This is a genomic window from Kluyvera sp. CHPC 1.251, from assembly GCF_036759945.1.
Lineage (GTDB): Bacteria > Pseudomonadota > Gammaproteobacteria > Enterobacterales > Enterobacteriaceae > Kluyvera > Kluyvera sichuanensis.
Window position 1 is genome coordinate 42111 of record NZ_JAPKIC010000002.1, and the last position, 23941, is coordinate 66051.

Annotated in this window: 22 protein-coding genes and 4 tRNA genes (1 of these 26 running past the window's edge); 15 read left to right on the top strand and 11 right to left on the bottom strand. The window is 54.1% G+C overall.

All coding sequences use genetic code 11. The annotated features are described in order from the left end of the window. Positions 1-155 precede the first annotated feature (155 nt). Together pgm and seqA are read right to left on the bottom strand one after the other, a co-directional pair. Positions 156-1796: a phosphoglucomutase (alpha-D-glucose-1,6-bisphosphate-dependent) gene (gene pgm / locus V6940_RS04625; RefSeq protein ID WP_333495023.1), complete on the bottom strand. Its 1641-nt coding sequence runs from the start codon at positions 1794-1796 to the stop codon at positions 156-158. A gap of 38 nt (positions 1797-1834) precedes the next feature. Further along, entirely contained in the window at positions 1835-2407 is a 573-nt protein-coding gene (gene seqA / locus V6940_RS04630; protein ID WP_333495024.1) for a replication initiation negative regulator SeqA, read from the bottom strand. A gap of 182 nt (positions 2408-2589) precedes the next feature. Here seqA and ybfF point away from each other — a divergent pair, with 182 nt between their 5' ends. From ybfF to fur, 4 genes are all read left to right on the top strand, one after another. Then, entirely contained in the window at positions 2590-3354 is a 765-nt protein-coding gene (gene ybfF, locus V6940_RS04635; RefSeq protein WP_333495025.1) for an esterase, read from the top strand. Between the two features lie 129 nt (positions 3355-3483). Further along, complete coding sequence (gene ybfE / locus V6940_RS04640; protein ID WP_185669352.1) at positions 3484-3777, top strand: LexA regulated protein; 294 nt, start codon at positions 3484-3486, stop codon at positions 3775-3777. 150 nt (positions 3778-3927) lie between these two features. Further along, positions 3928-4458, top strand: coding sequence for a flavodoxin FldA (gene fldA / locus V6940_RS04645; protein WP_333495026.1), 531 nt, complete (start codon positions 3928-3930; stop codon positions 4456-4458). A 291-nt stretch (positions 4459-4749) separates the two neighbouring features. Further along, entirely contained in the window at positions 4750-5202 is a 453-nt protein-coding gene (gene fur, locus V6940_RS04650) for a ferric iron uptake transcriptional regulator (RefSeq protein ID WP_035892692.1), read from the top strand. Between the two features lie 116 nt (positions 5203-5318). Here fur and chiQ read toward each other — a convergent pair whose 3' ends face one another. From chiQ to nagE, 4 genes are all read right to left on the bottom strand, one after another. Next, a complete protein-coding gene (gene chiQ, locus V6940_RS04655; protein WP_220438455.1) occupies positions 5319-5654 on the bottom strand; it encodes a ChiQ/YbfN family lipoprotein in 336 nt (111 codons plus the stop codon). A gap of 49 nt (positions 5655-5703) precedes the next feature. Continuing rightward, complete coding sequence (gene chiP / locus V6940_RS04660) at positions 5704-7122, bottom strand: chitoporin ChiP (RefSeq protein ID WP_333495027.1); 1419 nt, start codon at positions 7120-7122, stop codon at positions 5704-5706. Positions 7123-7588: 466 nt separating this feature from the next. Further along, the gene (gene glnS, locus V6940_RS04665; RefSeq protein ID WP_185669356.1) at positions 7589-9247 is read right to left on the bottom strand and encodes a glutamine--tRNA ligase; all 1659 of its coding nucleotides are present in this window, start codon (positions 9245-9247) and stop codon (positions 7589-7591) included. 186 nt (positions 9248-9433) lie between these two features. After that, a complete protein-coding gene (gene nagE, locus V6940_RS04670; RefSeq protein ID WP_333495028.1) occupies positions 9434-11383 on the bottom strand; it encodes a PTS N-acetyl glucosamine transporter subunit IIABC in 1950 nt (649 codons plus the stop codon). A 341-nt stretch (positions 11384-11724) separates the two neighbouring features. Between nagE and nagB the strand changes: the two genes are divergently transcribed. The 6 genes from nagB to asnB all read left to right on the top strand — a co-directional run bounded on the left by nagB (position 11725) and on the right by asnB (position 18870). Then, positions 11725-12525, top strand: coding sequence for a glucosamine-6-phosphate deaminase (nagB, locus tag V6940_RS04675; RefSeq protein WP_185669358.1), 801 nt, complete (start codon positions 11725-11727; stop codon positions 12523-12525). A gap of 57 nt (positions 12526-12582) precedes the next feature. Further along, positions 12583-13731 (top strand): N-acetylglucosamine-6-phosphate deacetylase, encoded by a 1149-nt coding sequence (gene nagA / locus V6940_RS04680; protein ID WP_333495029.1) that lies wholly within the window; start codon positions 12583-12585, stop codon positions 13729-13731. 8 nt (positions 13732-13739) lie between these two features. Next, positions 13740-14960, top strand: coding sequence for a DNA-binding transcriptional regulator NagC (nagC, locus tag V6940_RS04685; RefSeq protein ID WP_185669360.1), 1221 nt, complete (start codon positions 13740-13742; stop codon positions 14958-14960). Between the two features lie 68 nt (positions 14961-15028). Next, positions 15029-15781, top strand: coding sequence for an HAD-IIA family hydrolase (locus V6940_RS04690; protein ID WP_106924677.1), 753 nt, complete (start codon positions 15029-15031; stop codon positions 15779-15781). A gap of 210 nt (positions 15782-15991) precedes the next feature. Next, entirely contained in the window at positions 15992-16900 is a 909-nt protein-coding gene (locus tag V6940_RS04695) for an amidohydrolase family protein (RefSeq protein WP_333495030.1), read from the top strand. A gap of 305 nt (positions 16901-17205) precedes the next feature. Continuing rightward, positions 17206-18870, top strand: coding sequence for an asparagine synthase B (asnB, locus tag V6940_RS04700; RefSeq protein WP_333495031.1), 1665 nt, complete (start codon positions 17206-17208; stop codon positions 18868-18870). 223 nt (positions 18871-19093) lie between these two features. Here the strand turns inward: asnB and V6940_RS04705 are convergent, their stop codons facing one another. Genes V6940_RS04705 through V6940_RS04725 form a run of 5 tightly spaced genes read right to left on the bottom strand, consistent with a single transcriptional unit; the run spans position 19094 to position 22806 of the window. Beyond that, positions 19094-21178 carry a heavy metal translocating P-type ATPase gene (locus V6940_RS04705; RefSeq protein ID WP_333495032.1) on the bottom strand — a complete coding sequence of 695 codons (2085 nt, stop codon included), beginning with the start codon at positions 21176-21178 and terminating at the stop codon, positions 19094-19096. Beyond that, positions 21175-21477: a YtxH domain-containing protein gene (locus V6940_RS04710; protein ID WP_333495033.1), complete on the bottom strand. Its 303-nt coding sequence runs from the start codon at positions 21475-21477 to the stop codon at positions 21175-21177. The genes V6940_RS04705 and V6940_RS04710 overlap by 4 nt, the downstream gene beginning before the upstream one ends. Continuing rightward, positions 21464-21775 carry a hypothetical protein gene (locus V6940_RS04715; RefSeq protein WP_123650119.1) on the bottom strand — a complete coding sequence of 104 codons (312 nt, stop codon included), beginning with the start codon at positions 21773-21775 and terminating at the stop codon, positions 21464-21466. The genes V6940_RS04710 and V6940_RS04715 overlap by 14 nt, the downstream gene beginning before the upstream one ends. Further along, positions 21759-22460, bottom strand: a complete 702-nt coding sequence (locus V6940_RS04720) for a YtxH domain-containing protein (protein ID WP_333495034.1) — start codon at positions 22458-22460, stop codon at positions 21759-21761. The genes V6940_RS04715 and V6940_RS04720 overlap by 17 nt, the downstream gene beginning before the upstream one ends. Before the next feature lie 19 nt (positions 22461-22479). Beyond that, on the bottom strand, positions 22480-22806 hold the full coding sequence (locus V6940_RS04725) for an HMA2 domain-containing protein (protein WP_185669365.1): 327 nt from the start codon (positions 22804-22806) through the stop codon (positions 22480-22482). Between the two features lie 206 nt (positions 22807-23012). Between V6940_RS04725 and V6940_RS04730 the strand changes: the two genes are divergently transcribed. The 5 genes from V6940_RS04730 to V6940_RS04750 all read left to right on the top strand — a co-directional run. Beyond that, positions 23013-23378: a hypothetical protein gene (locus tag V6940_RS04730; protein ID WP_035892675.1), complete on the top strand. Its 366-nt coding sequence runs from the start codon at positions 23013-23015 to the stop codon at positions 23376-23378. Positions 23379-23578: 200 nt separating this feature from the next. Continuing rightward, positions 23579-23655: transfer RNA gene (locus V6940_RS04735), tRNA-Met, on the top strand. Between the two features lie 9 nt (positions 23656-23664). After that, a tRNA-Leu gene (locus V6940_RS04740) sits at positions 23665-23749 on the top strand. Positions 23750-23772: 23 nt separating this feature from the next. Then, a tRNA-Gln gene (locus V6940_RS04745) sits at positions 23773-23847 on the top strand. A 37-nt stretch (positions 23848-23884) separates the two neighbouring features. Continuing rightward, positions 23885-23941: transfer RNA gene (locus V6940_RS04750), tRNA-Gln, on the top strand; it runs 118 nt beyond the window's last position.

Here is a 23941-nt window from a genome sequence, read left to right on the forward strand (position 1 = left end):
GGTGCTGATGCTGCCGGATAGCGCTTCGCTCATCCGGCCTACAACAAACACAGTCATTGTGTGTGTCCTGGGCGAGGCATATATGCCGACCCCGGGACGGCACAGAACTCATAAAAAAAGGGAGCCATTTGGCTCCCTTTTTCTCACCCCATCACTCAGGCGTTTTTCAGCACTTCGCTGACAATCTCTACCGCTTCTTTCTCAATCTGCTTACGGTGTTCAGCACCGAGGAAGCTTTCGCAGTAAATTTTGTACGCATCTTCGGTACCGGATGGACGCGCCGCGAACCAGCCGTTGTCGGTCATCACCTTCAGACCGCCGATAGAAGCGCCGTTACCCGGTGCTGCCGTCAGACGAGCGGTAATCGGGTCACCCGCCAGCGTGCTCGCACTCACCATCTCTGGAGAGAGCTTAGACAGCGCCGCTTTCTGTGCGGAAGTGGCGCTAGCCTGCAGACGGTTGTAGCTTGGCGCACCGAAACGGGCAGCCAGCTCGTTGTAATGCTCCTGCGGGTTCTTACCGGTGACAGCGGTGATTTCCGCCGCCAGCAGGCACATGATGATCCCATCTTTATCGGTAGACCACGGCGTGCCGTCGAAACGCAGGAAGGAAGCGCCCGCGCTCTCTTCGCCGCCGAAGCCGAAGCTGCCATCGAACAGACCGTCAACGAACCATTTAAAACCAACCGGCACTTCAACCAGTTTACGACCGAGGTCGTTCACTACGCGGTCAATCATCGCGGAAGAGACCAGGGTTTTACCGACGGCAACCTCTTTGCCCCACTGCGGACGATGCTGGAACAGGTAGTTGATGGCCACCGCCAGATAGTGGTTCGGGTTCATCAGGCCAGCCGGGGTGACGATACCGTGACGGTCGTAGTCCGGGTCGTTAGCAAACGCCAGGTCGAATTTATCACGCAGCGCCAGCAGGCCCGCCATGGCACACTCGGAGGAGCAGTCCATACGGATCGCGCCATCTTTATCGAGGTGCATAAAGCGGAAAGTCTGGTCAACGTGATCGTTAACGATGGTCAGGTTCAGGTTGTAGTGCTTCGCGATACGCTTCCAGTATTCGATACCGGAACCGCCCAGTGGGTCAACGCCCAGGGTCAGGCCGGCTTTCTGGATAGCCTCCATATCGACGATGTCCGCCAGCCCTTCAATGAACGGCTGAACCAGATCGACTTCTTTCACGTGACCGGAAGCCAGCGCAGCGTCGTAAGCAATACGCTTCACGCCCGCTAGATCAGCTGCCAGCAGCGCATTCGCGCGGTCTTCAACCACTTTGGTGACGTTGGTATCAGCCGGACCACCGTTTGGTGGGTTGTACTTGATGCCGCCGTCTTCCGGTGGGTTGTGGGATGGCGTAATCACGATCCCATCAGCCAGCTTGCCGCCTTTCTTGTTGTGTACCAGGATAGCGTTGGATACCGCCGGCGTTGGCGTAAAGCCATTGTCTTCCTGAACAATGACATCCACCCCGTTTGCTGCCAGCACTTCGAGAACGGAGATAAACGCTGGCTCAGAAAGCGCGTGAGTATCCTTCCCGACATAGCATGGGCCCGTAATTCCATTTTTCGCGCGCTCTTCCGCGATCGCCTGAGCAATGGCCAGAATATGCTTTTCGTTGAAGCTGTGACGACCCGCGCTCCCACGGTGACCGGACGTACCGAACTTCACCGCATGTTCCGGGTTGCTCACGTCAGGCTGCAGCACGTAGTACTGGGCCGTCAGTTGGGCGACGTTGATCAAATCACTCTGCTGTGCAGGTTGTCCTGCACGGGTATGGTTTGCCATTGCCTGGTCCTTCTTATGCAAGGGTTAGATTGTCAGTATTAGATAGTACCGCAAACCTTCTCAATCAATTCCGCCGGGAATTGCATTGATTGCATGATGTGTTCGACCATGCTGCATTTACGGCCTGTATTGGTATTGGTAATGACCCAGTATGGCGTATCCGGAACCTGTTTTGGTTTTGTCTGGTTGCCGTTTTTGAGCAGCGTCTGCTCATCAGCTGCAAAATAGACGCGGGTACGACCGTGAAGGGATTCGGTAGCTTCGGCAAACGCCTTGTTGTCCAGCGCGTACAGCGTGGTCAGTACCAGCATGAAGCGGTTGACCGCTTTCTTCTGCTCTGCGTACTCGTCAGAGAGCAGCAGTTCACGCATAGCACGGACTTTATCTTTGGCGGTTTTTACCGTTTTCACGTCAGCAACGGGGGCAGCAGCCGGGGCCGGAGCGGGAGCCGGTTCTGCTTTGACGACCGGCGCAGCAGCAGTCGCTGCAGGCTGGGAAGCGGCGGAAAATTTCAGCATACGCCGTAAAATGTCGGACGCGCTCTCGCCAATGTGCAGAGTGTGAGCCGCAATATAGCGATAGAGCTCGTCATCAACTTCGATCGTTTTCATCTTAATCCGGTGCGATAATTTTTCTGAATACAATTCATTGGGATTATAAAGTCAAAACCCAACAGCGGGTAGCGCCAAACCAGGAAGACAGCAAAATTCGGATGAGTTCCTCTCTTGCCCCTGAGCGTTAGAATGTCCAACATGATACCCTAACCCGACAATGCGAAAAAAAGAACTTTGCTATGAAATTGAATGTCCGAGCGCAAACTGCACAAAACCTGCACAATAATTCTCCCATCGTTCTCGTCCACGGCCTGTTCGGCAGCCTGGATAACCTGGGCATCCTGGCCCGCGACCTGGTCACCGACCACGATATCCTCCAGGTAGACATGCGTAACCACGGCCTTTCACCGCGCGCCGATGAGATGACCTACCCCGCTATGGCTCAGGATCTGCTCGACACGCTCGATGCCAACGGCATTGAAAAAGCGACGGTTATCGGCCATTCCATGGGCGGTAAAGCGGTGATGGCGCTCACCGCGCTGGCCCCTGAGCGCATCGACCGACTGGTGGCGATCGATATTGCCCCGGTCGATTACCAGGTCCGCCGTCACGATGAGATTTTTGCTGCTATTAATGCGGTAACCAACGCCGGCGTGGCCACCCGCCAGCAGGCCGCGACGGTGATGCGCGAGTACCTTAAAGAAGAAGGCGTGATTCAGTTCCTGCTGAAATCCTTTGTCGATGGCGCCTGGCGCTTTAACGTACCGGTGCTGTGGGAACAATACCCGCATATCGTTGGCTGGGAGACGATTCCTGCCTGGAAGCACCCTGCCCTGTTCATTCCCGGCGGCAATTCGCCCTATGTGACCGAAGCCTATCGCGATGCGCTGCTGGCCCAATTCCCGCAGGCAAAAGCGCACGTTATCGCCGGCGCGGGCCACTGGGTTCACGCCGAAAAACCGGAAGCGGTGCTGCGAGCCATTCGCCGTTATCTCGCTGAGTGATTAAAAATGCATCGACCGCGCGCCAGAATGGCCGTGGTCGTTGGCGTGCGGGTCCCACTGATGTATGATTGCGCGCTGTCTGCACCGGGCACCGCCCGGTAGCTTGTTTCCCCGAAGTCACTCAGAACCATGGCAAAAGAACAAACGGACCGTACGACCTTAGATTTGTTCGCAAATGAGCGTCGGCCGGGAAGACCAAAAACCAATCCGCTTTCGCGTGACGAACAGCTGCGCATTAATAAGCGTAATCAGTTAAAACGCGATAAAGTGCGCGGTCTGAAGCGCGTGGAGCTGAAGCTGAATAACGAAGCCGTTGATGCACTCAACGAGCTGGCGACTGCCCGTGATATGAGCCGCAGTGAACTCATTGAAGAGATTCTGATGAGCCAGCTGGCCCAACTGCACGGACAGGGGAAAGTCTGAAAAATCCCCCAAAATACGCTTTCATGTAGCAGAGTGTGCAGTCCGGCACGATAGCGGTTTCCGCGCACCTCTCTGTTCTGCTATGATTGCCCTTATCTGTGGGCAATAAGCCACCACCATATCATTAAGTTTCAAGAGGTTATTTTACTCATGGCAATCGTTGGCATCTTTTTCGGTAGCGATACCGGGAACACCGAAAATATCGCAAAAATGATTCAAAAACAGCTTGGTAAAGATGTCGCTGACGTTCACGACATTGCCAAGAGCAGCAAGGAAGATCTGGAAGCATTCGATATTCTGCTGCTGGGTATCCCAACCTGGTACTACGGTGAAGCGCAGTGCGATTGGGACGATTTCTTCCCTACGCTGGAAGAAGTGGACTTCAACGGTAAGCTGGTTGCGCTGTTTGGCTGCGGCGACCAGGAAGACTACGCGGAATACTTCTGTGACGCACTGGGCACCATTCGCGACATCATTGAACCACGTGGCGCTGCCATCGTAGGTCACTGGCCAACCGCGGGCTACCATTTCGAAGCGTCTAAAGGTCTGGCGGATGACGACCACTTTGTGGGTCTGGCTATCGATGAAGACCGTCAGCCGGAACTGACCGCCGAGCGCGTTGAGAAATGGGTTAAGCAGGTTGCAGAAGAACTGCACCTGGAAGATATCAAAAACGCCTGATTATACTGCGGCACGATGATAAATCGCGCCGCATTAATAGGTAAAAGCAATTAAAATAATAGCTACAATTTTTTAACTTTTGAGCGCATACCTGTACAATATCTTCTGATTTAGCGCGGTCTCATCGCCAGTTTGTCGGTGAAGCCTCGTTTTTGAAAGCTTAGTTTACCCGGCTCTTGCTGTTTTCATTTCAATAGGGTCATTCTATAATGAGACGCATTAATTCGGGTGCATTCTCTGTGATACTTTCGCTGATGGAAGTTAATCGTTTAGCAACAGGACAGATTCCGCATGACTGACAATAACACCGCATTAAAGAAGGCTGGCCTGAAAGTCACACTTCCACGGTTAAAGATTCTGGAAGTCCTTCAGGAACCGGATAACCACCATGTCAGCGCGGAAGACTTATACAAACGCCTGATCGACATGGGTGAAGAGATTGGTTTAGCCACGGTTTACCGCGTACTGAACCAGTTTGATGACGCCGGTATCGTGACCCGTCACAATTTTGAAGGCGGTAAATCCGTTTTTGAACTGACTCAACAGCATCACCACGATCACCTGATCTGCCTCGACTGCGGCAAAGTGATCGAGTTCAGTGATGATTCCATTGAAGCTCGTCAGCGTGAAATCGCGTCGAAGCACGGTATCCGCTTAACGAACCACAGTCTTTATCTTTACGGTCACTGCGCTGAAGGCGACTGCCGTGAAGATGAACACGCGCATGACGCGGTAGCAAAATAAACGTATTGTGTGCACCTCGAAAACCAGCCTAAGCGCTGGTTTTTTTATGCTCTGCCTTTACGATAACCATAAAAAAAACCGCTGCAAGCAGCGGTTTTTTCATTGTCAGCATAAGCTTATTTCTGTGGCGCGTTGTTACTGCGAATTTCCTGCCAAATCTTATCGCAGTTCTTCGCTACCGCTTCGTCATTGCCCATTTTTCTGGCGTTAATACATTTCTGGTAATCAATGACGCGCACGCTTTCCTGGTTTGCAAACTGCTCGTGCGCTTTCTCTTGCTTCAGCACGTTCAGCACGCTCTGGCAGGCCTGAATTTTATCCGGGTTGCCTTCTGCGGTGTTAATACAGGCGCTGTAGGCATCCTTCAGCTTACTATCTTCCTTCGGTGCAGGTGATTGCGCACAGGCGGTTAACCCAGCGGCCATCAGCGCAACAATAATCAGTTTTTTCATACGATGAGCCTCTTAACAGCGGCAGAGGTCTCCCCCTGCCGCGTTAGCATCAGAAAATAGTGAACGGTGCGATAACCATGAATTTCACGTCACGCTCATCCTGGAACATGTTGTTGTAACCTGCATCGCCCATATTAAGATTGGAGTGATTGTCATACTGGGTGAAGTGCAGTTTGAACATCGTTCCCTTCGCACGGCCATCCTGTACAACATAGGCTGCATCAAGGCTGTACGAGGATTCTTTCAGACGCTGGCTTTGATCGTAGATATCAGCGGAGCTTGGTTTAGCATCCCAGCCGTAGACATATGATGCCCCGACGGACCAACCCGGCAGGTCCCAATTACTTAAGTCGTACATGGCGCCGAAGAATACCGCTTTTTCGCCGTTAGCGTTGAAGTCAGAACGGTTATCCCACCAGATATCCAGACGACCGTTAGACGATGCATAGGTAGGAGTCATACGCTGCAGGAAGTAACCCTGGTTACCTTCTGCACGCACCCAAGTGCCTTCCAGGCGTAAATCAACCTGACCGACTTTGTAGCCGAAGGTTAATGCCTGTAACCATGCCATTCCATCGTAAAGGTCGTTAGCCAGCGCAACATCATCTTTCGTTGTCAGATTTTTTTGGTCGCTGACTTTGTCATGCGCACCATAGAACTGATAGCTGGTGGTTAATGGATTACCCACGACATCAAATTTATAGGATGCCTTAGCGAAATACTGGTCCATATATCCCTGAGCTTGGCCAAAGGCAGCTTCAAGCACCAGATCGTTTTTGAAGTCATACTTCAGGCCCAGAGAGTGTAAATAATCCACTTTCTTTTTACGGTCGCCCTGGTAAAAATTATCCATTTCCAGGTGCCAAGGAGCCTTGTACTGATCGGTCCACATGTATGAGAAGCTCAGCGCTCCAGCATCACCGTAGTCGAAGCTAGCGCCGGCTTCAGCACCCTGATAGGTGCCTGGCATAAAACTCCAGTGCGGAGCCAGCAGCGTTTGGCCGGTTGGTTGGATATAACCAGCACGTGCCCAGGTAGGACCATATTTAAATTTAGCTGCCGCTTTATAAAGGCTGATACCGCTTTTATCGCCAGACCAATCTTCATCGTATGCTTTATTGCTAGCGGAGAAAGCAATTTCGTTCGGGTGAGCACTACCGTTATTCTCTGCCATTTCAATCGCGGTAAACGCCGCAATATCAATACCGAACATGTCAGCCGCGTAGCCAGACTGGAAGTCGAGGTTGGCGTTCCAGGTGGAGTGGGAAAGGTTGGTTTTATATTTACCGTTGTCATTTACATCTTTACGGTCACGCTCACGCTGCCAGTAATAGATGCCACCGGTCATTGTAGAATCGTCGATGAAGCCTTCTGCCTTTGCTTCCGGAGTCATCATAAAGCCTGACATTGCTGTCACACCGGCGATAGCCAGCGCCAGCGTACTACGTTTGCCACTAAACGTACGCATAGTTATATCCTCTTTGACTTTTAAAAATGCCGCTGCAAAGCAGAAGGCAAAAAAATAAAACTGATAAAAAGGTACTGCTAAGAAATTGTGTTTCACTACAGCTACAGACTATTTTTCGCGACGCGAATTATCAATCCTTTTCCGCAACGAGAGTGCAGGATTATGACAAAGCGCACATATTTGGTTTCTGTTTGTAACAGAGTGCGTTACTGCAACATCTCCGCGCCAAGCCTTGTCGGGCCTGAGAAAAATGTGAATGAGACCGTTTACATTAGATATCTGTAACAAGCGGGATTAAAAGCGTGGGGATACTTAGAGGTAGAATAATTGCATTAATTCGCTTCGCGAAACTATAAGAGGTCGTATTTTTTCATCCGAAAGTAACATTACCATTCAGTGAAAGAGAACCTCTCGCGGCAGGCGAAAAAAAACGCCGCAAGCGCGGCGTTTTTATCAGGGAAAGGAATTAACCTACCCAGGTATCACGCAGACCGACAGTGCGGTTAAAGACCAGCTTCTCAGCGGTGGTATAACGGCTGTCGAGGCAGAAGTAGCCCTCACGCTCGAACTGGAACGCTTTACCAGCCTCAGCGGCCTGTAGAGACGGCTCAGCGTAACCCTGCTTGATAACCAGTGACTCTGGGTTCATCACCGACAGGAAGTCTTCTGCAGCGCCTGGATTCGGCACGCTGAAGAGACGGTCATACAGACGAATTTCAACCGGCAGCGCATGTGCCGCGCTCACCCAGTGAATTACGCCCTTCACTTTACGACCATCGGCCGGATCTTTGCTCAGGGTATCCGCGTCGTAGGTGCAGAAGATAGTGGTGATATTGCCTTCTGCATCTTTCTCCACGCGCTCTGCTTTCACCACGTAGGCGTTACGCAGACGAACTTCTTTACCCATCACCAGACGCTTGTACTGCTTGTTGGCTTCTTCACGGAAGTCCGCACGGTCGATCCAGATCTCTGCGCTAAACGGCACTTCGCGGCTGCCCATTTCCGGTTTGCTCGGATGGTTAGGCATCGTCACCAGCTCGCTTTCACCCTGCGGGTAGTTTTCGATAACCAGTTTAACCGGGTCGATAACCGCCATCGCGCGTGGAGCATTTTCGTTGAGATCTTCACGAATGCAGGATTCCAGGGAAGCCATCTCAATGGTGTTGTCCTGCTTGGTCACGCCGATGCGCTTACAGAACTCACGGATAGACGCGGCGGTGTAACCACGACGGCGCAGACCGGAGATGGTTGGCATACGCGGGTCATCCCAGCCTTCTACGTGCTTTTCCATCACCAGCTGATTCAGCTTACGCTTAGACATCACGGTGTATTCCAGATTCAGGCGCGAGAATTCGTACTGGCGCGGGTGAACCGGAATCGTGATGTTATCCAGCACCCAGTCGTACAGACGACGGTTGTCCTGGAACTCCAGCGTACACAGGGAGTGCGTAATGCCTTCCAGCGCATCGCTGATGCAGTGGGTGAAGTCGTACATCGGGTAGATGCACCACTTGGTGCCGGTCTGATGGTGATCGGCAAATTTGATGCGGTACAGCACCGGATCGCGCATGACGATAAACGGTGACGCCATATCGATTTTCGCGCGCAGGCAGGCAGTACCTTCGGCAAAACCACCGGTACGCATTTTTTCGAACAGCGCCAGGTTCTCTTCTACGCTGCGATCGCGGTACGGGCTGTTTTTGCCCGGCGCGGTCAGCGAGCCGCGGTATTCGCGGATCTGCTCAGGCGTCAGTTCATCGACGTAAGCCAGACCTTTGTTGATCAGTTCTACCGCATAGGCATGCAGCTGATCGAAGTAATCAGAGGAGTAGCGAACGTTGCCAGACCAGTGAAAACCTAACCATTCGACGTCGTTTTTGATGGACTCAACGTATTCGATGTCTTCTTTGACTGGGTTAGTGTCATCGAAACGCAGGTTGCACTGGCCCTGATAATCTTGCGCAATGCCGAAGTTCAGGCAGATAGATTTCGCGTGGCCGATGTGCAGATAGCCATTCGGCTCCGGCGGAAAACGAGTATGCACCGTGTTGTGCTTACCGGTAGCCAGATCTTCATCAATGATCTGACGAATAAAGTTAGTCGGGCGGGCTTCAGCCTCACTCATCGTAGATTCCTCAAAGCGTAAACAACGTATAACGGCACATGATCTTATAAGCCGCGCTTCTAGACAACTATTAGTTGCACAAAAAAAGCGATGGAATAACGAATATGGGGGAATTTACGGCAAAAAAAAGCGGCGGAGGAACTCCCCCGCCGCTTAAGGCACTTAACTCACTTTACTCAGGAGCAGTTACTTACCTTTAATCTCATACAGTGGCGTTTGACCGGCAACGACATGACCTTCGGCTTTAATGACCAGACCACCGAAATCATCGCTGTTGCTGCAAACAACCGGGCTAATCATGGAGCGCGCATTAGCGTTCAGGAAGTCCAGATCCATTTCCAGGATTGGCTCACCCGCCTTCACTTCTGCACCCTCTTCAACCAGACGTTTGAAGCCTTTACCTTCCAGCGCGACGGTATCGATACCCATGTGGACAACGATTTCCGCGCCTTTGTCAGTTTCCAGGCAGAACGCGTGATTGGTGTTGAAGATTTTCACGATGGTGCCCGCTGCTGGGGAAACCACGGTTTTATCCGTTGGTTTTACCGCCACGCCGTCACCGACCGCTTTGCTGGCGAAGGCTTCATCAGGAACCTGCTCCAGCGCAACCACATCACCGGTAATCGGAGAAACCAGGGTTTCTACGGTCGCGGCGTTAGCCACAGCCTGCGGTTTTGCCGCCGCTGGTGCTGCTGGTGCTGCGCTTTCCGCTGCTGCTGCAGCAACCGGGCCACGCGCAACCACTTTCTTCATCGCGTCACCGATAGATTCGGCTTTCGCACCCACGATAACCTGGATGGTTTGTTTGTTCAGTTTCACCACACCGGAAGCGCCCAGACGTTTACACATCGCGTCGCTTACCTTCGCGGAGTCGCCTACGGTCAGACGCAGACGGGTAATACAGGCATCAATCGCTTTCAGGTTGTCAGTACCGCCAACCGCTGCAATGTAGTTAGTTGCCAGCTGATTCAGACCTTCTTCGGTGTTGCTGTTCGCTTCTTCCGTCACCACGTTGTCGTCTTTATCTTCACGACCCGGTGTTTTCAGGTTGAACATGCGGATAACCACACTGAACAGGACGAAGTAGATAACGAAGAAGACCAGACCCATTACCACCAGCATCCAGACGTTCTTACTTGCTGCCGGCAGGCTGTACATCAACACGTAGTCGATAGCACCTGCGGAGAAGGAGAAGCCAGCGTGGATACCCAGCAGCGTCGCGATAAACAGGCTCACACCGGTCAGAATCGCGTGCAGGAGGTACAGTAACGGAGCCAGGAACATGAACAGGAATTCCAGCGGCTCGGTAACACCGGTCAGGAACGCGGTGATCGCAACGGACAGCAGCATACCGCCAACCATTGGACGACGCGCTTTCGGTGCTGCGAAGTACATCGCCAGCGCCGCACCCGGCAGACCAAACATCATGATTGGGAAGAAGCCGGACATGAACATACCCGCAGTGCCGTCACCCGCGTAGAAGCGGTTGATGTCACCGTGGAAGACCGCACCGGCCGCGTTGGTGAACTCACCAATCTGGAACCAGGCGATGGTGTTCAGCACCTGATGCAGACCGGTTGGGATCAGCAGACGGTTGATGAAACCAAAGATACCGGAGCCCAGCGCGCCAGCGCCTACGATCCACTCACCACCTGCATGGATGGCGTTCTGCACTGGTGGCCAGACGTAGCCAAAGATGGCTGCCAGCACCAGACAGAAGAAGCCAGTGGCGATTGGCACAAATCGTTTGCCGCCGAAGAAGCTCAGGAAGTCAGGCAGTTTGATACCCGCCCAACGGTTATAAACGGCACCGCCGACCAGACCGGTAATGATACCCGCCAGGACACCCATGTTAATGGCTGGGTTGATGGTGACCATTGCTTTAGTGAGAACGAAATAACCGACTGCGCCCGCCAGTGCTGCCGCACCCGCGCTGTCTTTAGACCAGCTGGATGCCACACCGATGGCGAAAATCAGCGCCAGGTTATCAAAAATGGACCCACCCGCTTGCGCGATGAAAGGCACGTTCAGTAAATCTGGCTGACCAAATCGCAGCAACAGCGCCGCCACTGGCAACACGGCGATAGGGAGCTGTAACGCCCTACCTAACCGCTGGAAAAAACCTAAAATATTCATCTTATTCCCCCTACGAGACCCCGATACGGCTCATTTAAGCCATTTTTTTATTGTGCAAAAAAGCATGACACTGCGATGTCTTGTAAACTGCAATCACAACTCTAAGGCTTATGAGTGTGTGGAAGTTTAATTCGTATCGCAAATTAAACACGTGTTTTTTGTGACTATAGTCACCAAATATTGTTCTCACCACTCCCTTTCACTGGCTAACCATGAAAACTTATTTTATCATTCAAAAAATCAAAACGGATTGCTCCCTGACGATGCAAACAGGTTACGCTTAAAGAGTGCACGGAGATGCCATCCGCCAACTTCTTATATTTTACATTTTGAGGTGAAGAATGAGACTGATTCCTCTCGTTAACGCTGAACAAGTCGGCAAATGGGCTGCCCGCCACATCGTTAACCGCATCAATGCTTTTAAACCTACCGCGGACCGTCCGTTTGTCCTCGGCCTGCCAACCGGCGGTACCCCGCTGGCGACCTATAAAGTTTTAGTTGAAATGCATAAAGCGGGCCAGGTGAGCTTTAAGCACGTCGTCACCTTCAACATGGACGAATACGTTGGGCTGCCAAAAGAGCATCCGGAAAGCTACTACAGCTTCATGCACCGCAATTTCTTCGACCACATTGATATCCCAGAAGAAAACATCAACCTGCTGAACGGCAACGCGCCGGATGTTGACGCAGAATGCCGCCGTTATGAAGAAAAAATTCGCTCTTACGGCAAAATTCACCTGTTTATGGGTGGCGTGGGCAACGATGGTCACATCGCGTTCAACGAACCGGCATCTTCACTGTCTTCCCGCACCCGTATCAAAACGTTGACGCATGAAACCCGCGTTGCTAACTCCCGTTTCTTTGACGGCGACGTTGCGCTGGTACCAAAATACGCGCTGACCGTTGGCGTCGGCACGCTGCTGGATGCGGAAGAAGTGATGATTCTGGTGCAGGGCGCGACGAAAGCGCTGGCGCTGCAGCAAGCGGTTGAAGGCAACGTCAACCACATGTGGACCATCACCTGTCTGCAACTGCATCCGAAATCACTGATCGTCTGCGATGAACCTTCCACCATGGAGTTGAAGGTCAAGACCCTGAAATATTTCAATGAATTAGAAGCTGAAAATATTAAAGGTCTGTAATGTCTTGCCGTCCCGTGGCCTGCCGCGGGACAAAATTTTAGAACACCGGGGGTCGTAATGTATGCATTAACCCATGGCCGAATTTATACCGGCCACGAAATTCTGGATGACCATGCGATTATCGTCGCCAATGGCCTTATTGAACGTATTTGCCCACTGGCCGATGTACCAGCGAACGTCGAACAGCGTTCCGTTAATGGCGCCATTCTCGCCCCTGGTTTTATCGACGTTCAGCTCAACGGCTGCGGCGGCGTGCAGTTTAACGATACTGCGGAAGCCGTCACCGTTGAAACGCTGGAGATCATGCAGAAAGCCAACGAGAAATCGGGCTGCACCAACTATCTGCCAACGCTTATCACCACCAGCGACGACCTGATGAAACAGGGCGTACGGGTGATGCGTGAATACCTGGCGAAGCATCCTAACCAGGCGCTGGGTCTGCACCTTGAAGGTCCGTGGCTGAATCTGGTGAAAAAAGGCACTCACAACCCAAGCTTCGTGCGTAAACCCGACGCTGAACTGGTGAAGTTCCTCTGCGATAACGCCGACGTGATCACCAAAGTGACCCTGGCACCAGAAATGGTCGCTCCGGAAGTTATCACCGCGCTGGCGAATGCCGGCATCGTGGTTTCTGCGGGCCACTCAAACGCCACGGCGCAAGAAGCACGCGTAGGTTTCCGTGCGGGTATCACCTTCGCGACGCACCTGTTTAACGCCATGCCTTATATGTCGGGCCGTGAACCCGGCCTGACCGGCGCTATCCTGGATGCGAACGAAATTTACTGCGGCATTATTGCTGATGGCCTGCACGTGGATTACATCAATATCCGTAACGCCAAACGCCTGAAAGGCGATAAGCTGTGCCTGGTGACCGATGCCACCGCTCCGGCGGGTGCCAATATTGATCAGTTCATTTTTGCTGGTAAAACAATATACTACCGCAATGGACTCTGTGTTGATGAAAACGGCACACTGAGCGGATCATCGCTTACGATGATCGAGGGCGTTCGCAACCTGGTTGAGCATGCCAATATTGCGCTGGACGAAGTGCTGCGCATGGCAACGCTCTACCCTGCCCGCGCGATTGGCGTTGAAAAACATTTTGGTAGCATCGCGCCTGGCAAGGTCGCCAACCTGACCGCATTCACGCACGATTATAAAATCATCAAGACCATCGTTAATGGCAACGAGGTCGTTACTGAGTAAGAGAAAGTATGACACCAGGCGGACAAGCTCAAATTGGTAATGTTGACCTCGTAAAACAGCTTAACAGCGCGGCCGTATACCGCCTGATTGACCAGCATGGGCCAATCTCACGTATTCAGATTGCCGAGCAGAGCCAGCTTGCTCCCGCCAGCGTGACCAAAATCACGCGTCAGCTCATTGAGCGCGGATTGATCAAAGAAGTCGATCAGCAGGCCTCCACCGGGGGCCGCCGCGCTATCTCGATTGTCACCGAAACCCGCCATTTCCACGCCATCGGCGTTCGTCTGGGCCGTCACGACACCACCCTCACGCTGTACGATCTGAGCAGTAAAGCGGTTGCTGAAGAGCATTATCCGCTGCCGGAACGCACCCAGGAGACGCTGGAACACGCTCTGCTGAACACCATCGGCACCTTTATTGAATCGTGCCAGCGTAAAATCCGTGAACTGATCGCCATTTCAGTGATTCTGCCTGGTCTGGTTGATCCGGAGAGCGGCGTCATCCGCTACATGCCGCACATCCCAGTGGAAAACTGGCGTTTGGTTGAAGCACTGGAAAAACGCTTTAACGTGACCTGCTTCGTCGGCCACGATATCCGCAGCCTGGCGCTAGCGGAGCACTACTTTGGTGCAAGTCAGGATTGTGAAGACTCCATTCTGGTGCGCGTACACCGCGGTACCGGCGCGGGAATCATCTCTAACGGGCGTATTTTTATCGGCCGTAACGGCAACGTCGGGGAAATTGGTCATATTCAGGTCGACCCGCTCGGCGAACGTTGCCACTGCGGTAACTTTGGCTGTCTGGAAACCGTCGCCGCCAATGCCGCCATTGAGCAGCGCGTACGACATCTGCTGGAACAGGGCTATCAGAGCCGTGTGACACTGGACGATTGCCACATCAAAACCATCTGCAAAGCCGCCAATAAAGGCGACGCGCTGGCCACCGAGGTGATTGAACACGTGGGCCGTCATCTCGGTAAAACCATCGCTATCGCCATTAACCTGTTTAACCCGCAGAAAGTGGTGATTGCCGGTGAGATCATCGAGGCTGACCGCGTGCTGCTGCCCGCGATTGAAGGCTGTATCAACACTCAGGTTCTAAAGGCTTTTCGCAAAAACCTGCCGGTGGTGCGCTCAACCCTCGATCACCGCTCCGCGATCGGCGCTTTTGCGCTGGTTAAGCGCGCGATGCTCAACGGTATCCTGCTGCAACATTTGTTGGAAGGTTAGACCTAAGAGGCAATACCGGGGATAACGTGTATAATTACGCCTCTTTAAAAACAAACGCCAGGTAGTCCATGACCATTCAGAATGTAATCTGTGATATTGACGGCGTGCTGATGCACGACAACGTTGCCGTGCCGGGCGCGGCAGAATTCGTCGCCCGCGTGCTGGATAAAGGTATGCCGTTCCTCTGTCTGACCAACTACCCTTCACAGACGGGTCAGGATTTGGCGAACCGCTTCGCCACCGCTGGTATCGACGTACCTGATAGCGTGTTTTATACCTCCGCCATGGCAACTGCCGATTTTCTGCGTCGCCAGGAAGGAAAAAAAGCGTACGTTGTCGGCGAAGGCGCATTGATCCACGAGCTCTATAAAGCCGGGTTCACCATTACCGACGTTAACCCAGACTTCGTTATTGTGGGTGAAACGCGCTCCTTCAACTGGGAAATGATGCACAAGGCGGCATTCTTCGTAGCCAATGGCGCTCGCTTTATCGCGACCAACCCGGACACGCACGGCCGCGGCTATTACCCAGCCTGTGGCGCACTGTGCGCCGGCATCGAAAAAATCTCGGGCCGTAAGCCGTTTGTCGTTGGCAAGCCAAGCCCGTGGATCATCCGCGCCGCACTGAACAAAATGCAGGCGCACTCAGAGCAGACGGTTATCGTTGGCGATAACCTTCGCACCGATATTCTGGCCGGCTTCCAGGCAGGTCTGGAGACGATTCTGGTGCTCTCTGGCGTCTCCACCGTTGACGACATCGATAATATGCCGTTCCGTCCGTCATGGATTTATCCGTCCGTTGCGGAAATAGACATTATCTAACGGTTCACACCGTGACACTGTTCACAACCCACTGTTAACGCAGACAATGAAACCGATGCCTTCCTGGGCATCGGTCTGAATCTTCCCGCGCATCCGCGTTCTATAGTGGCTCGTCAGCTAGCGCATCAGCCCACTGAGTCCACCTTCAATCTTACATAACTCAACTCTGACACCTCCGGGATTCAGACGGCCGATGCAATGGAGAAAAACATGCTTAGCCGTCGTCAATTCCTTACCGCCAGCGCCGCCCTACCGCTTGCCTACGCGCTACGCCCGGCGTTTGCCGCTCTGCCCTCACCGCTCATGATTGATTCACACGTGCACGTCTGGAAAACCGACCCGCACTATCCTTACGCTAAGGATCGCAAAGCACCACCGCAGGATTTCACCGCCGAAATGCTGCTCTCACTGATGGCCGCAAACTGCGTTGCGCGCACGGTGATCGTGCAGGTTATTCACTACCGTTGGGATAATCGCTATCTGGCCGACGTTCTGCGACAGTATCCGGATAAATTCCAGGGTATCTGCCGCGTAAACCCGGAGGACCCGGCTGCGCCGGAACATCTGTCCCGCCTGACCACCGACGAGGGTTTTCGCGGCGTCAGGTTGAGTCCTTCTGATAAAGCTGACGGTGACTGGATCCGTGGGCCGTTAATGAAACCACTCTGGCGACAGGCCGCCGACCTGAAAGTACCGATGACCATTCTGGCTGCCCCCAGCCGAATGCCAGACCTTATTCCCTGGATAGAGCAGAACCCGGAGCTGACGGTGGTCATTGACCACATGGCTGATGCGCCGCTGAATCATCCTGAGGAGCTGAACAAACTGCTGGCGCTGGCGCGCTATCCACAGGTCTATGTCAAAATTTCGCATATGTGGTCGCTTTCCCAGCAGCCTTACCCTTACCCTGATGCCGCGCAGCAGGTTAAGCAGGTGTTCGATGCCTTTGGGCCACAGCGACTGATGTGGGGCACCGACTGGCCAATCTGTTTGAATAAACTGAGCTACGCGCAAGCGGTCGCGCTCTACCGCGATCACCTGGCATGGTTAACCCCCAAAGACCGCGAGCAAATTCTCTACAAAACGGTCCAGCAGATCTGGCCTTTCGGCATTGCCTGAGCTCATCCCGTGCAGATTTTGCCTCTGCACGGGGCGAGAAATCTATTCTCGTTACCCACCGCCTGACAAAAAAGAAGATTATTCAAAAATAACGCTTAAAAAATGATGATTCATCAATAATAGAAGAATAGGCGTACGTATTTTTTAGTATTCCATAACCCCCATTGCATTTTTTCTTTCTGAGGCGGAAAAACCCTTGCGCCGGCCCCGCCTTTGCGGCATTTTTTTAGTCATGCAAAGGCGCGGCGACAGTACTGCGCCACACAATTAAACAGCACAACGCCACAGGGTTAACGGAGAAGTCTATGTGTTCTATTTTCGGTGTACTGGATATTAAAACTGACGCGGGCGAGCTGCGTAAAAAGGCGCTTGAGCTCTCCCGCCTGATGCGCCACCGTGGCCCGGACTGGTCTGGGATCTACGCAAGTGATAAAGCGATTCTTGCGCATGAACGCTTATCGATTGTTGACGTCAACGCCGGTGCTCAGCCGCTGTATAACGAAAAGAAAACGCACGCTCTGGCCGTCAACGGTGAAATCTACAACCATCAGGCGCTGCGCGCTGAATACGGTGACCGCTACCAGTTCCAGACCGGTTCTGACTGCGAAGTCATCCTCGCGCTGTATCAGGAGAAAGGGCCGGAATTCCTCGACGACCTGCAGGGTATGTTCGCTTTTGCGTTATACGACAGCGAAAAAGATGCGTACCTGATTGGTCGCGACCATATCGGTATTATCCCGCTGTATATGGGCCACGACGAATTCGGCAACTTCTACGTTGCTTCTGAAATGAAAGCGCTGACCCCGGTTTGCCGCACCATTCAGGAGTTCCCAGCTGGGAGCTATCTGTGGAGCAAAGACGGCGAAATTCGTCAGTACTACCAGCGTGACTGGTTCGACTACGATGCGGTTAAAGACAACGTGACCGACAAGAATGAACTTCGTCAGGCGCTGGAAGAGTCAGTGAAAAGCCACCTGATGTCAGACGTGCCGTACGGCGTGCTGCTCTCCGGCGGCCTGGATTCCTCGGTTATCTCCGCGATCACCAAGAAATTCGCCGCTCGCCGCGTTGAAGATCAGGAACGTTCAGAAGCCTGGTGGCCGCAGCTGCACTCCTTCGCCGTTGGCCTGGAAGGGTCTCCTGACCTGAAAGCCGCGCAGGAAGTAGCAAACCACCTTGGCACCGTGCACCATGAAATTCACTTCACCGTGCAGGAAGGTCTGGATGCGATTCGCGACGTGATTTATCACATCGAAACCTACGATGTGACCACGATTCGCGCCTCTACGCCGATGTACCTGATGTCACGTAAAATCAAAGCGATGGGCATCAAAATGGTGCTGTCCGGCGAAGGTTCTGATGAAGTATTTGGCGGCTACCTGTACTTCCATAAAGCGCCAAACGCCAAAGAGCTGCACGAAGAGACCGTACGTAAGCTGCAGGCGCTGCATATGTACGACTGCGCCCGTGCTAACAAAGCGATGTCCGCCTGGGGCGTGGAAGCACGCGTACCGTTCCTGGATAAAAAATTCCTCGACGTGGCGATGCGCATCAACCCGCAGGACAAAATGTGCGGCAACGGCAAGATGGAAAAACACGTGCTGCGTGAATGCTTCGAATCTTACCTGCCAGCAAGCGTTGCATGGCGCCAGAAAGAGCAGTTCTCTGACGGCGTAGGCTATAGCTGGATTGATACGCTGAAAGAAGTCGCGGCAAAACAGGTGACCGATCAGCAGCTGGAAACCGCGCACTTCCGCTTCCCGTACAACACGCCAACGTCTAAAGAAGGCTATCTGTACCGTGAAATCTTTGAAGAGCTGTTCCCGGTACCAAGCGCTGCGGAATGTGTCCCGGGCGGCCCGTCCGTTGCGTGCTCTTCTGCGAAAGCGATTGAGTGGGATGAAGCGTTCAAAACCATGGACGACCCGTCTGGTCGCGCGGTAGGCGTGCACCAGTCAGCTTACAAGTAAGCGTGGCGGTGAGATAGAAAAAAGCCCCTGATGGTGACATCGGGGGCTTTTTGCTTTGGCTCGGTGCCGAGGGATTCCCCTCACCCCGGCCCTCTCCCCAAAGGGGCGAGGGAGAAAACCAGCGCTGCCGCACATCATCGAGTCGCGAGGGGAAAACCGAATGCACAGTCAGTGTCGAGCGGTCCCCTCTCCCTTTGGGAGAGGGTTAGGGTGAGGGGAAAACTTACTCCCCGCGTCCCTTCTTCGCCGCCAGCGATCGCAGCAGCACGCCCAGCGTCGTCCCATTATGCAGCATCGCGCTAGCACCCGGCGTCAGCCAGCCTAGCGCCGCCGCCAGCATAATGGCGCTGTTTACCCACTCGGTCAGCTTGATGTTGCTGTTTACCAGCTTCATCGCCTCCAGCGAGAGTTGACGCGCGGTGATAACGCCATACAAGCTGTCCTGCAACAGCACGGCATCCGCCGCCTGCTGCGCCAGCTCGGTACTCTGGTTCATCGCAAGACCAACGTCTGCCTGCGTCAGCACCGGCGCATCGTTGATACCATCACCAACGAACATCACCTTGTGCCCCGCTTCCTGCAGCGCTTTCACCACTTCAACCTTGCTTTCCGGCGTGGCTTCGGCAACGTAGCGATCGATGCCTACGCGTTCTGCCAACTGGCACGCTTTCTCGGCGCGATCGCCGGTCAGCAGGACCACCTGACGAATGCCGGACGCTTTAAGCTGTTCGATCACCTCAGAGGCTTCATCGCGCAGATGATCCTGCAGACCGATCATCCCCACCAGCTGATTATCAAAGCCGATAAACAGCAGATGCCGTCCCTGCGCCGCCAGTTCGTCGATTTCCGCTTCATACGGCGTGAAATCGATGTCGTAGTGACAATCCAGGAAGTGGCGACTGCCGATCACCAGTTGATGATCTTCCAGTGCGCAAAGCAGACCGTGAGCAATGACATACTCCACTTCGCCGTGCGCAATATGCGGCAGTTCGTGGTGCTCTGCCGCCGCCACGACCGCGTGCGCCAGTGGGTGATTGCTGTGCTCTTCCACCGAGGCGGCGATCGCCAGCAGACGTTTAGCCTGCACCAGCTGGTCGTTGAAGCTGATGACGTCTGTCACCTGCATCTCATCGTGGGTCAGGGTGCCGGTTTTATCGAACACCACCGTATCGACCTCAGCCAGCTTCTCAATCGCTCGCCCGCCCTTCAGCAGCAGACCGTTCTGCGCGGCCCGATACATAATCGATTTAAAGGCAATTGGCGTACTGAGCTTCAGCGCGCAGGAATAGTCAACGAGGAATACCGAAGCCAGACGCTCCCAGCTGCGGGTCATGGCAAACACCGCCGCGCCCACCCCAAGCGTGATACCGACGCGACGATCGGCCATGGCCTGAGTGACCTGCTGGGTTTCACTACGCTGGGTCAGCGAGTCGCGGATAAAGCGGCGAATATGCGCCGTCGAGGAAGACTCGCCCACCTGCTCGGCGGTGATCGCCACGTTGCCGTCCTGGATTTGCGTTCCCGCATAAACCCAGGAACCCGGCTCACGACGCACCGGCACGCTTTCTCCGGTCATTGAAGCCTGGTTGACCTGAGCAACACCACGCAGCACCGTACCGTCGGCAGGGATATTATCCCCCGGGCCGAGCAGCATTACGTCACCCGCCACCAGCTCGCTGCTGTTGATCTCCACGCTTTCACCCTCTCGCTCAACCCAGACCGGGTGCTCACGAGGCTGCATCAGATCGGCCAGCAGCGCGTCGGAGTGACGGCTGGTCTCCTGCTCCATATACTCGCCGAGCGTCAGCAGCGACTGCGTCAGCATAGCGGTACGGTTATCGCCGCGCAGCATCGACAAGCTCAGCGCCAGCGCATCCAGCACTTCCACCTTCAACTGCCCCTGGCTGAGGGTATGCGCCCCTTCCAGGATAGTCGGAGCAGTCAGCAGCGCCGCTGGCAAACGCGCCCAGCGGGGCGGCAGCACCTGAGTCAGCGCCAACCCTGCGAGGTTAAGGAGGTTATCGCCACCGCAGTATTCGGTTTCGAATTCGCCGTCTTCCGCCGCTTGCCAGTCCAGCGCGTCCACCGCAGCCATAATGGCGGCAAGTGAAGTCCGGGCGCGATCCCACTGGATCACCGCGCTACGCGCCGAAGGACGAATACGCACGCCGCTTACGCCGGGCAACGTCAGGATCTGCTGTTTCAGCCACCCGGCGGCATCGGGGTAGTCGCCGAGCGCCGTAATACGCAGGCGCACGCGTCCGGGGATCTGGTGAACGACAGTAACCCGCTCGCCTACCGCACTCACTCGATCTCATCCTTATTCTGGCTACGGTAGTAGTCCAGTTCGGCCTGCAGGTCGGCAATACGCTCTTTCATCTCTTCCATTTCGCCGCGCACGGTACCCCAGGCTTTACTCGCCGTATTGGTGATCCCCTGCTGGACGTTACGGTTGGTCAGAAGGTAGGTGATTGCTGCACCCGCGACTAGCCCGGTCAGCAGGTGGGTACGGCTATTGGTTGTCGTAGGCGTCTGTACCGGCATTGCTGCGGGATTACGTTCCCACGCGCCGGTCCAGGGGTTGTACAGGTATTCAGGCTGATTCATCGTTTCCTCGCTTAGCTATCGCATCCATAAGATAAAGAGAAGCGGCACCCACCCCAATAAGGGTCAGCACGGACTGCAGCGGACGGGTCTTATTGGCATCCGCTATCGCCATCACCGTTCCGCTAATAAGGCTGGCCTTCGCCGTCGCCTTCATCACCGTACAGGCCGCTTCATTCAGCGTTTGTTCATTTTGCTGGTAGCGCTGCCATTCACGCGCACAGGCAGCGCTTCCCCCGACCAGCGCGCCGGCAATAGCGGCGCGACCTACGCGGTTTTGTCTATCACGGCTGTTGTTCATCCGCTACGCCCTCATCATCAAACGGCACGGCGCCCGGCTGGCGATGGCGCTCTACGGACTCCTGAAAGCCCTCTTTACCCGCTTTCATGGTGTCGCGAAAGATAGCCGCGCTGGAGGTTGCCGTATCTTTGATAGCTTCAGAGCTATTCTTCACGCCGTCTTTGACTTTGCTGGAACCGGCTTTAAGCATGTCGCCCGCCCCCGACAGCGTTTGCATCAGCATGCCGCGTACGGAATCGTTGGTCAGCAGCAGCGTTACCGCAGCGCCAACCATCGCGCCTTTCCAGAACTCTTTGTCGTCCATTCCGACGGTGCTGATGATATTTTTCAGCAGGCCAGCCTGGTCGCCCATCGTGCCGTCAACCACGTGTTGAGCGTACTGGCTCCAGTCCACGCCCTGCTGCGCGGCAGCGTGGTGATGATGATGGTGATGCGGGTGAGCAAACTGCGGCGGTACCGCGCCCTGAGGTGCCGGTGGGAAGCCCATAGGCGGGAACCCCATCGCCATTTGCGGTGGCATCTGCATTTGCGGCTGTGGTGGCATCTGTGGCTGAGGAGGCATCTGCCCGTTCTGCGGCCATGCCATTCCCTGCGGCATTGGCGGGTACGGATACCACGGGTAGCCGTATGGCGGATAGTAACCGGCCGGTGGAACTTGCTGTGCGTTGTTGTCATTGGTGCTCATGATGACTGTCCTTTTTCATTTAGTGAGAAGGGCTAAGAATGGCGGCTAACTGCTCCAGCGCGTGCTGGGCCTGCTCACCATCCTGACCAAACAGCTGGTTGAGGATTTGCGGGCGAATCGCGGCCGCATCGTACTCAAGGACGATAGAGCCGGTTTCGCTGTTGATCTGATAACGCCGGAGGTACCCCTCTGGGGAGCAATAAGCATCAAGCTGCTTGAGCTTCCCCTGACTAAGGCTGGCTACAAGCTTGTTGGAAAACCGCAGGCGCAGGCGCCCGGGGATATGGTGCGCCACTTCGACAAAGCGGCGCAAAGTCAGTAAGTCGCCCAAGGATTCGACAGGCATATCATTTAATACCCTGATATTTATAGGTGACATTAATGAAATCACAGATAGAAAACGTCAGATAGCGCTAATCGCCCTTCTCTTGCGATGTGTCAAAAGGGAACGTCCGATTCTTTTTTGCGCTGCGTGCGGTGAAGGCTGGACATAGGTGGAATGCAAATATAAATTACTCTCATTACCACTATATAAGTAAAAATGAGGCGGCTATGACTCCTTACCTGCACCAGACCCCCAATCGCATCCGCATCCGCTCCAGCTGGATCCAACGCCATCCGCATGAAGTCGAGAAGCTGATTGAACAACTCCGCGCCCGCGACGGTATTAAAGAGGTGATTCACCGTTTATATGCTGGTTCCGTGGCGGTGAGCTTCGATCCCGCGCGTATTTCTGCCTCAACCCTGCTCAATGAGCTGGAACAGGCGCAATGGCTTAGCAGCCAGAAAGATAAAAGCTATATCGAGAACACCCTGCGCGTGGGCGCCAGTCATTTATTAAAAACGCTGGCTTTCGGTGCACTTAAGCGTACAGTCGGTGGCCCGGTGGTTTCACTTGTTAGCGTATTAACGCGATAACCTTGCAGTGAATCCGGATGTATTGATGGCATGATTCAACGCGAAATAACCAATAATTGCCGAATAATGCGCCAGGCTGTTCACAACCCAACCAAACAGTCACATTCCGGTGAATTTCATTGAAAAAGGTGTTGACGGTATTGGGCTCAATACGCATAATGCGCCCCGCAACGCCGATAAGGTAACGCGAAAAAAAAGATGGCTACGTAGCTCAGTTGGTTAGAGCACATCACTCATAATGATGGGGTCACAGGTTCGAATCCCGTCGTAGCCACCATCTTTTTTTGCGGGAGTGGCGAAATTGGTAGACGCACCAGATTTAGGTTCTGGCGCCGCAAGGTGTGCGAGTTCAAGTCTCGCCTCCCGCACCATTCACCAATAAGCGTTGCACGGATGGGGTATCGCCAAGCGGTAAGGCACCGGTTTTTGATACCGGCATTCCCTGGTTCGAATCCAGGTACCCCAGCCATATTTTCTTCGATATTTGCGGATAGCCGCGACGGTATTGGGGTATCGCCAAGCGGTAAGGCACCGGTTTTTGATACCGGCATTCCCTGGTTCGA

Bases quoted from the DNA above. Each gene is read 5' to 3' on its own strand.
- pgm (WP_333495023.1), bottom strand. From the start codon at position 1,796: ATGGCAAACCATACCCGTGCAGGACAACCTGCACAGCAGAGTGATTTG.
- seqA (WP_333495024.1), bottom strand. From the start codon at position 2,407: ATGAAAACGATCGAAGTTGATGACGAGCTCTATCGCTATATTGCGGCT.
- ybfF (WP_333495025.1), top strand. From the start codon at position 2,590: ATGAAATTGAATGTCCGAGCGCAAACTGCACAAAACCTGCACAATAAT.
- ybfE (WP_185669352.1), top strand. From the start codon at position 3,484: ATGGCAAAAGAACAAACGGACCGTACGACCTTAGATTTGTTCGCAAAT.
- fldA (WP_333495026.1), top strand. From the start codon at position 3,928: ATGGCAATCGTTGGCATCTTTTTCGGTAGCGATACCGGGAACACCGAA.
- fur (WP_035892692.1), top strand. From the start codon at position 4,750: ATGACTGACAATAACACCGCATTAAAGAAGGCTGGCCTGAAAGTCACA.
- chiQ (WP_220438455.1), bottom strand. From the start codon at position 5,654: ATGAAAAAACTGATTATTGTTGCGCTGATGGCCGCTGGGTTAACCGCC.
- chiP (WP_333495027.1), bottom strand. From the start codon at position 7,122: ATGCGTACGTTTAGTGGCAAACGTAGTACGCTGGCGCTGGCTATCGCC.
- glnS (WP_185669356.1), bottom strand. From the start codon at position 9,247: ATGAGTGAGGCTGAAGCCCGCCCGACTAACTTTATTCGTCAGATCATT.
- nagE (WP_333495028.1), bottom strand. From the start codon at position 11,383: ATGAATATTTTAGGTTTTTTCCAGCGGTTAGGTAGGGCGTTACAGCTC.
- nagB (WP_185669358.1), top strand. From the start codon at position 11,725: ATGAGACTGATTCCTCTCGTTAACGCTGAACAAGTCGGCAAATGGGCT.
- nagA (WP_333495029.1), top strand. From the start codon at position 12,583: ATGTATGCATTAACCCATGGCCGAATTTATACCGGCCACGAAATTCTG.
- nagC (WP_185669360.1), top strand. From the start codon at position 13,740: ATGACACCAGGCGGACAAGCTCAAATTGGTAATGTTGACCTCGTAAAA.
- V6940_RS04690 (WP_106924677.1), top strand. From the start codon at position 15,029: ATGACCATTCAGAATGTAATCTGTGATATTGACGGCGTGCTGATGCAC.
- V6940_RS04695 (WP_333495030.1), top strand. From the start codon at position 15,992: ATGCTTAGCCGTCGTCAATTCCTTACCGCCAGCGCCGCCCTACCGCTT.
- asnB (WP_333495031.1), top strand. From the start codon at position 17,206: ATGTGTTCTATTTTCGGTGTACTGGATATTAAAACTGACGCGGGCGAG.
- V6940_RS04710 (WP_333495033.1), bottom strand. From the start codon at position 21,477: ATGAATCAGCCTGAATACCTGTACAACCCCTGGACCGGCGCGTGGGAA.
- V6940_RS04715 (WP_123650119.1), bottom strand. From the start codon at position 21,775: ATGAACAACAGCCGTGATAGACAAAACCGCGTAGGTCGCGCCGCTATT.
- V6940_RS04720 (WP_333495034.1), bottom strand. From the start codon at position 22,460: ATGAGCACCAATGACAACAACGCACAGCAAGTTCCACCGGCCGGTTAC.
- V6940_RS04725 (WP_185669365.1), bottom strand. From the start codon at position 22,806: ATGCCTGTCGAATCCTTGGGCGACTTACTGACTTTGCGCCGCTTTGTC.
- V6940_RS04730 (WP_035892675.1), top strand. From the start codon at position 23,013: ATGACTCCTTACCTGCACCAGACCCCCAATCGCATCCGCATCCGCTCC.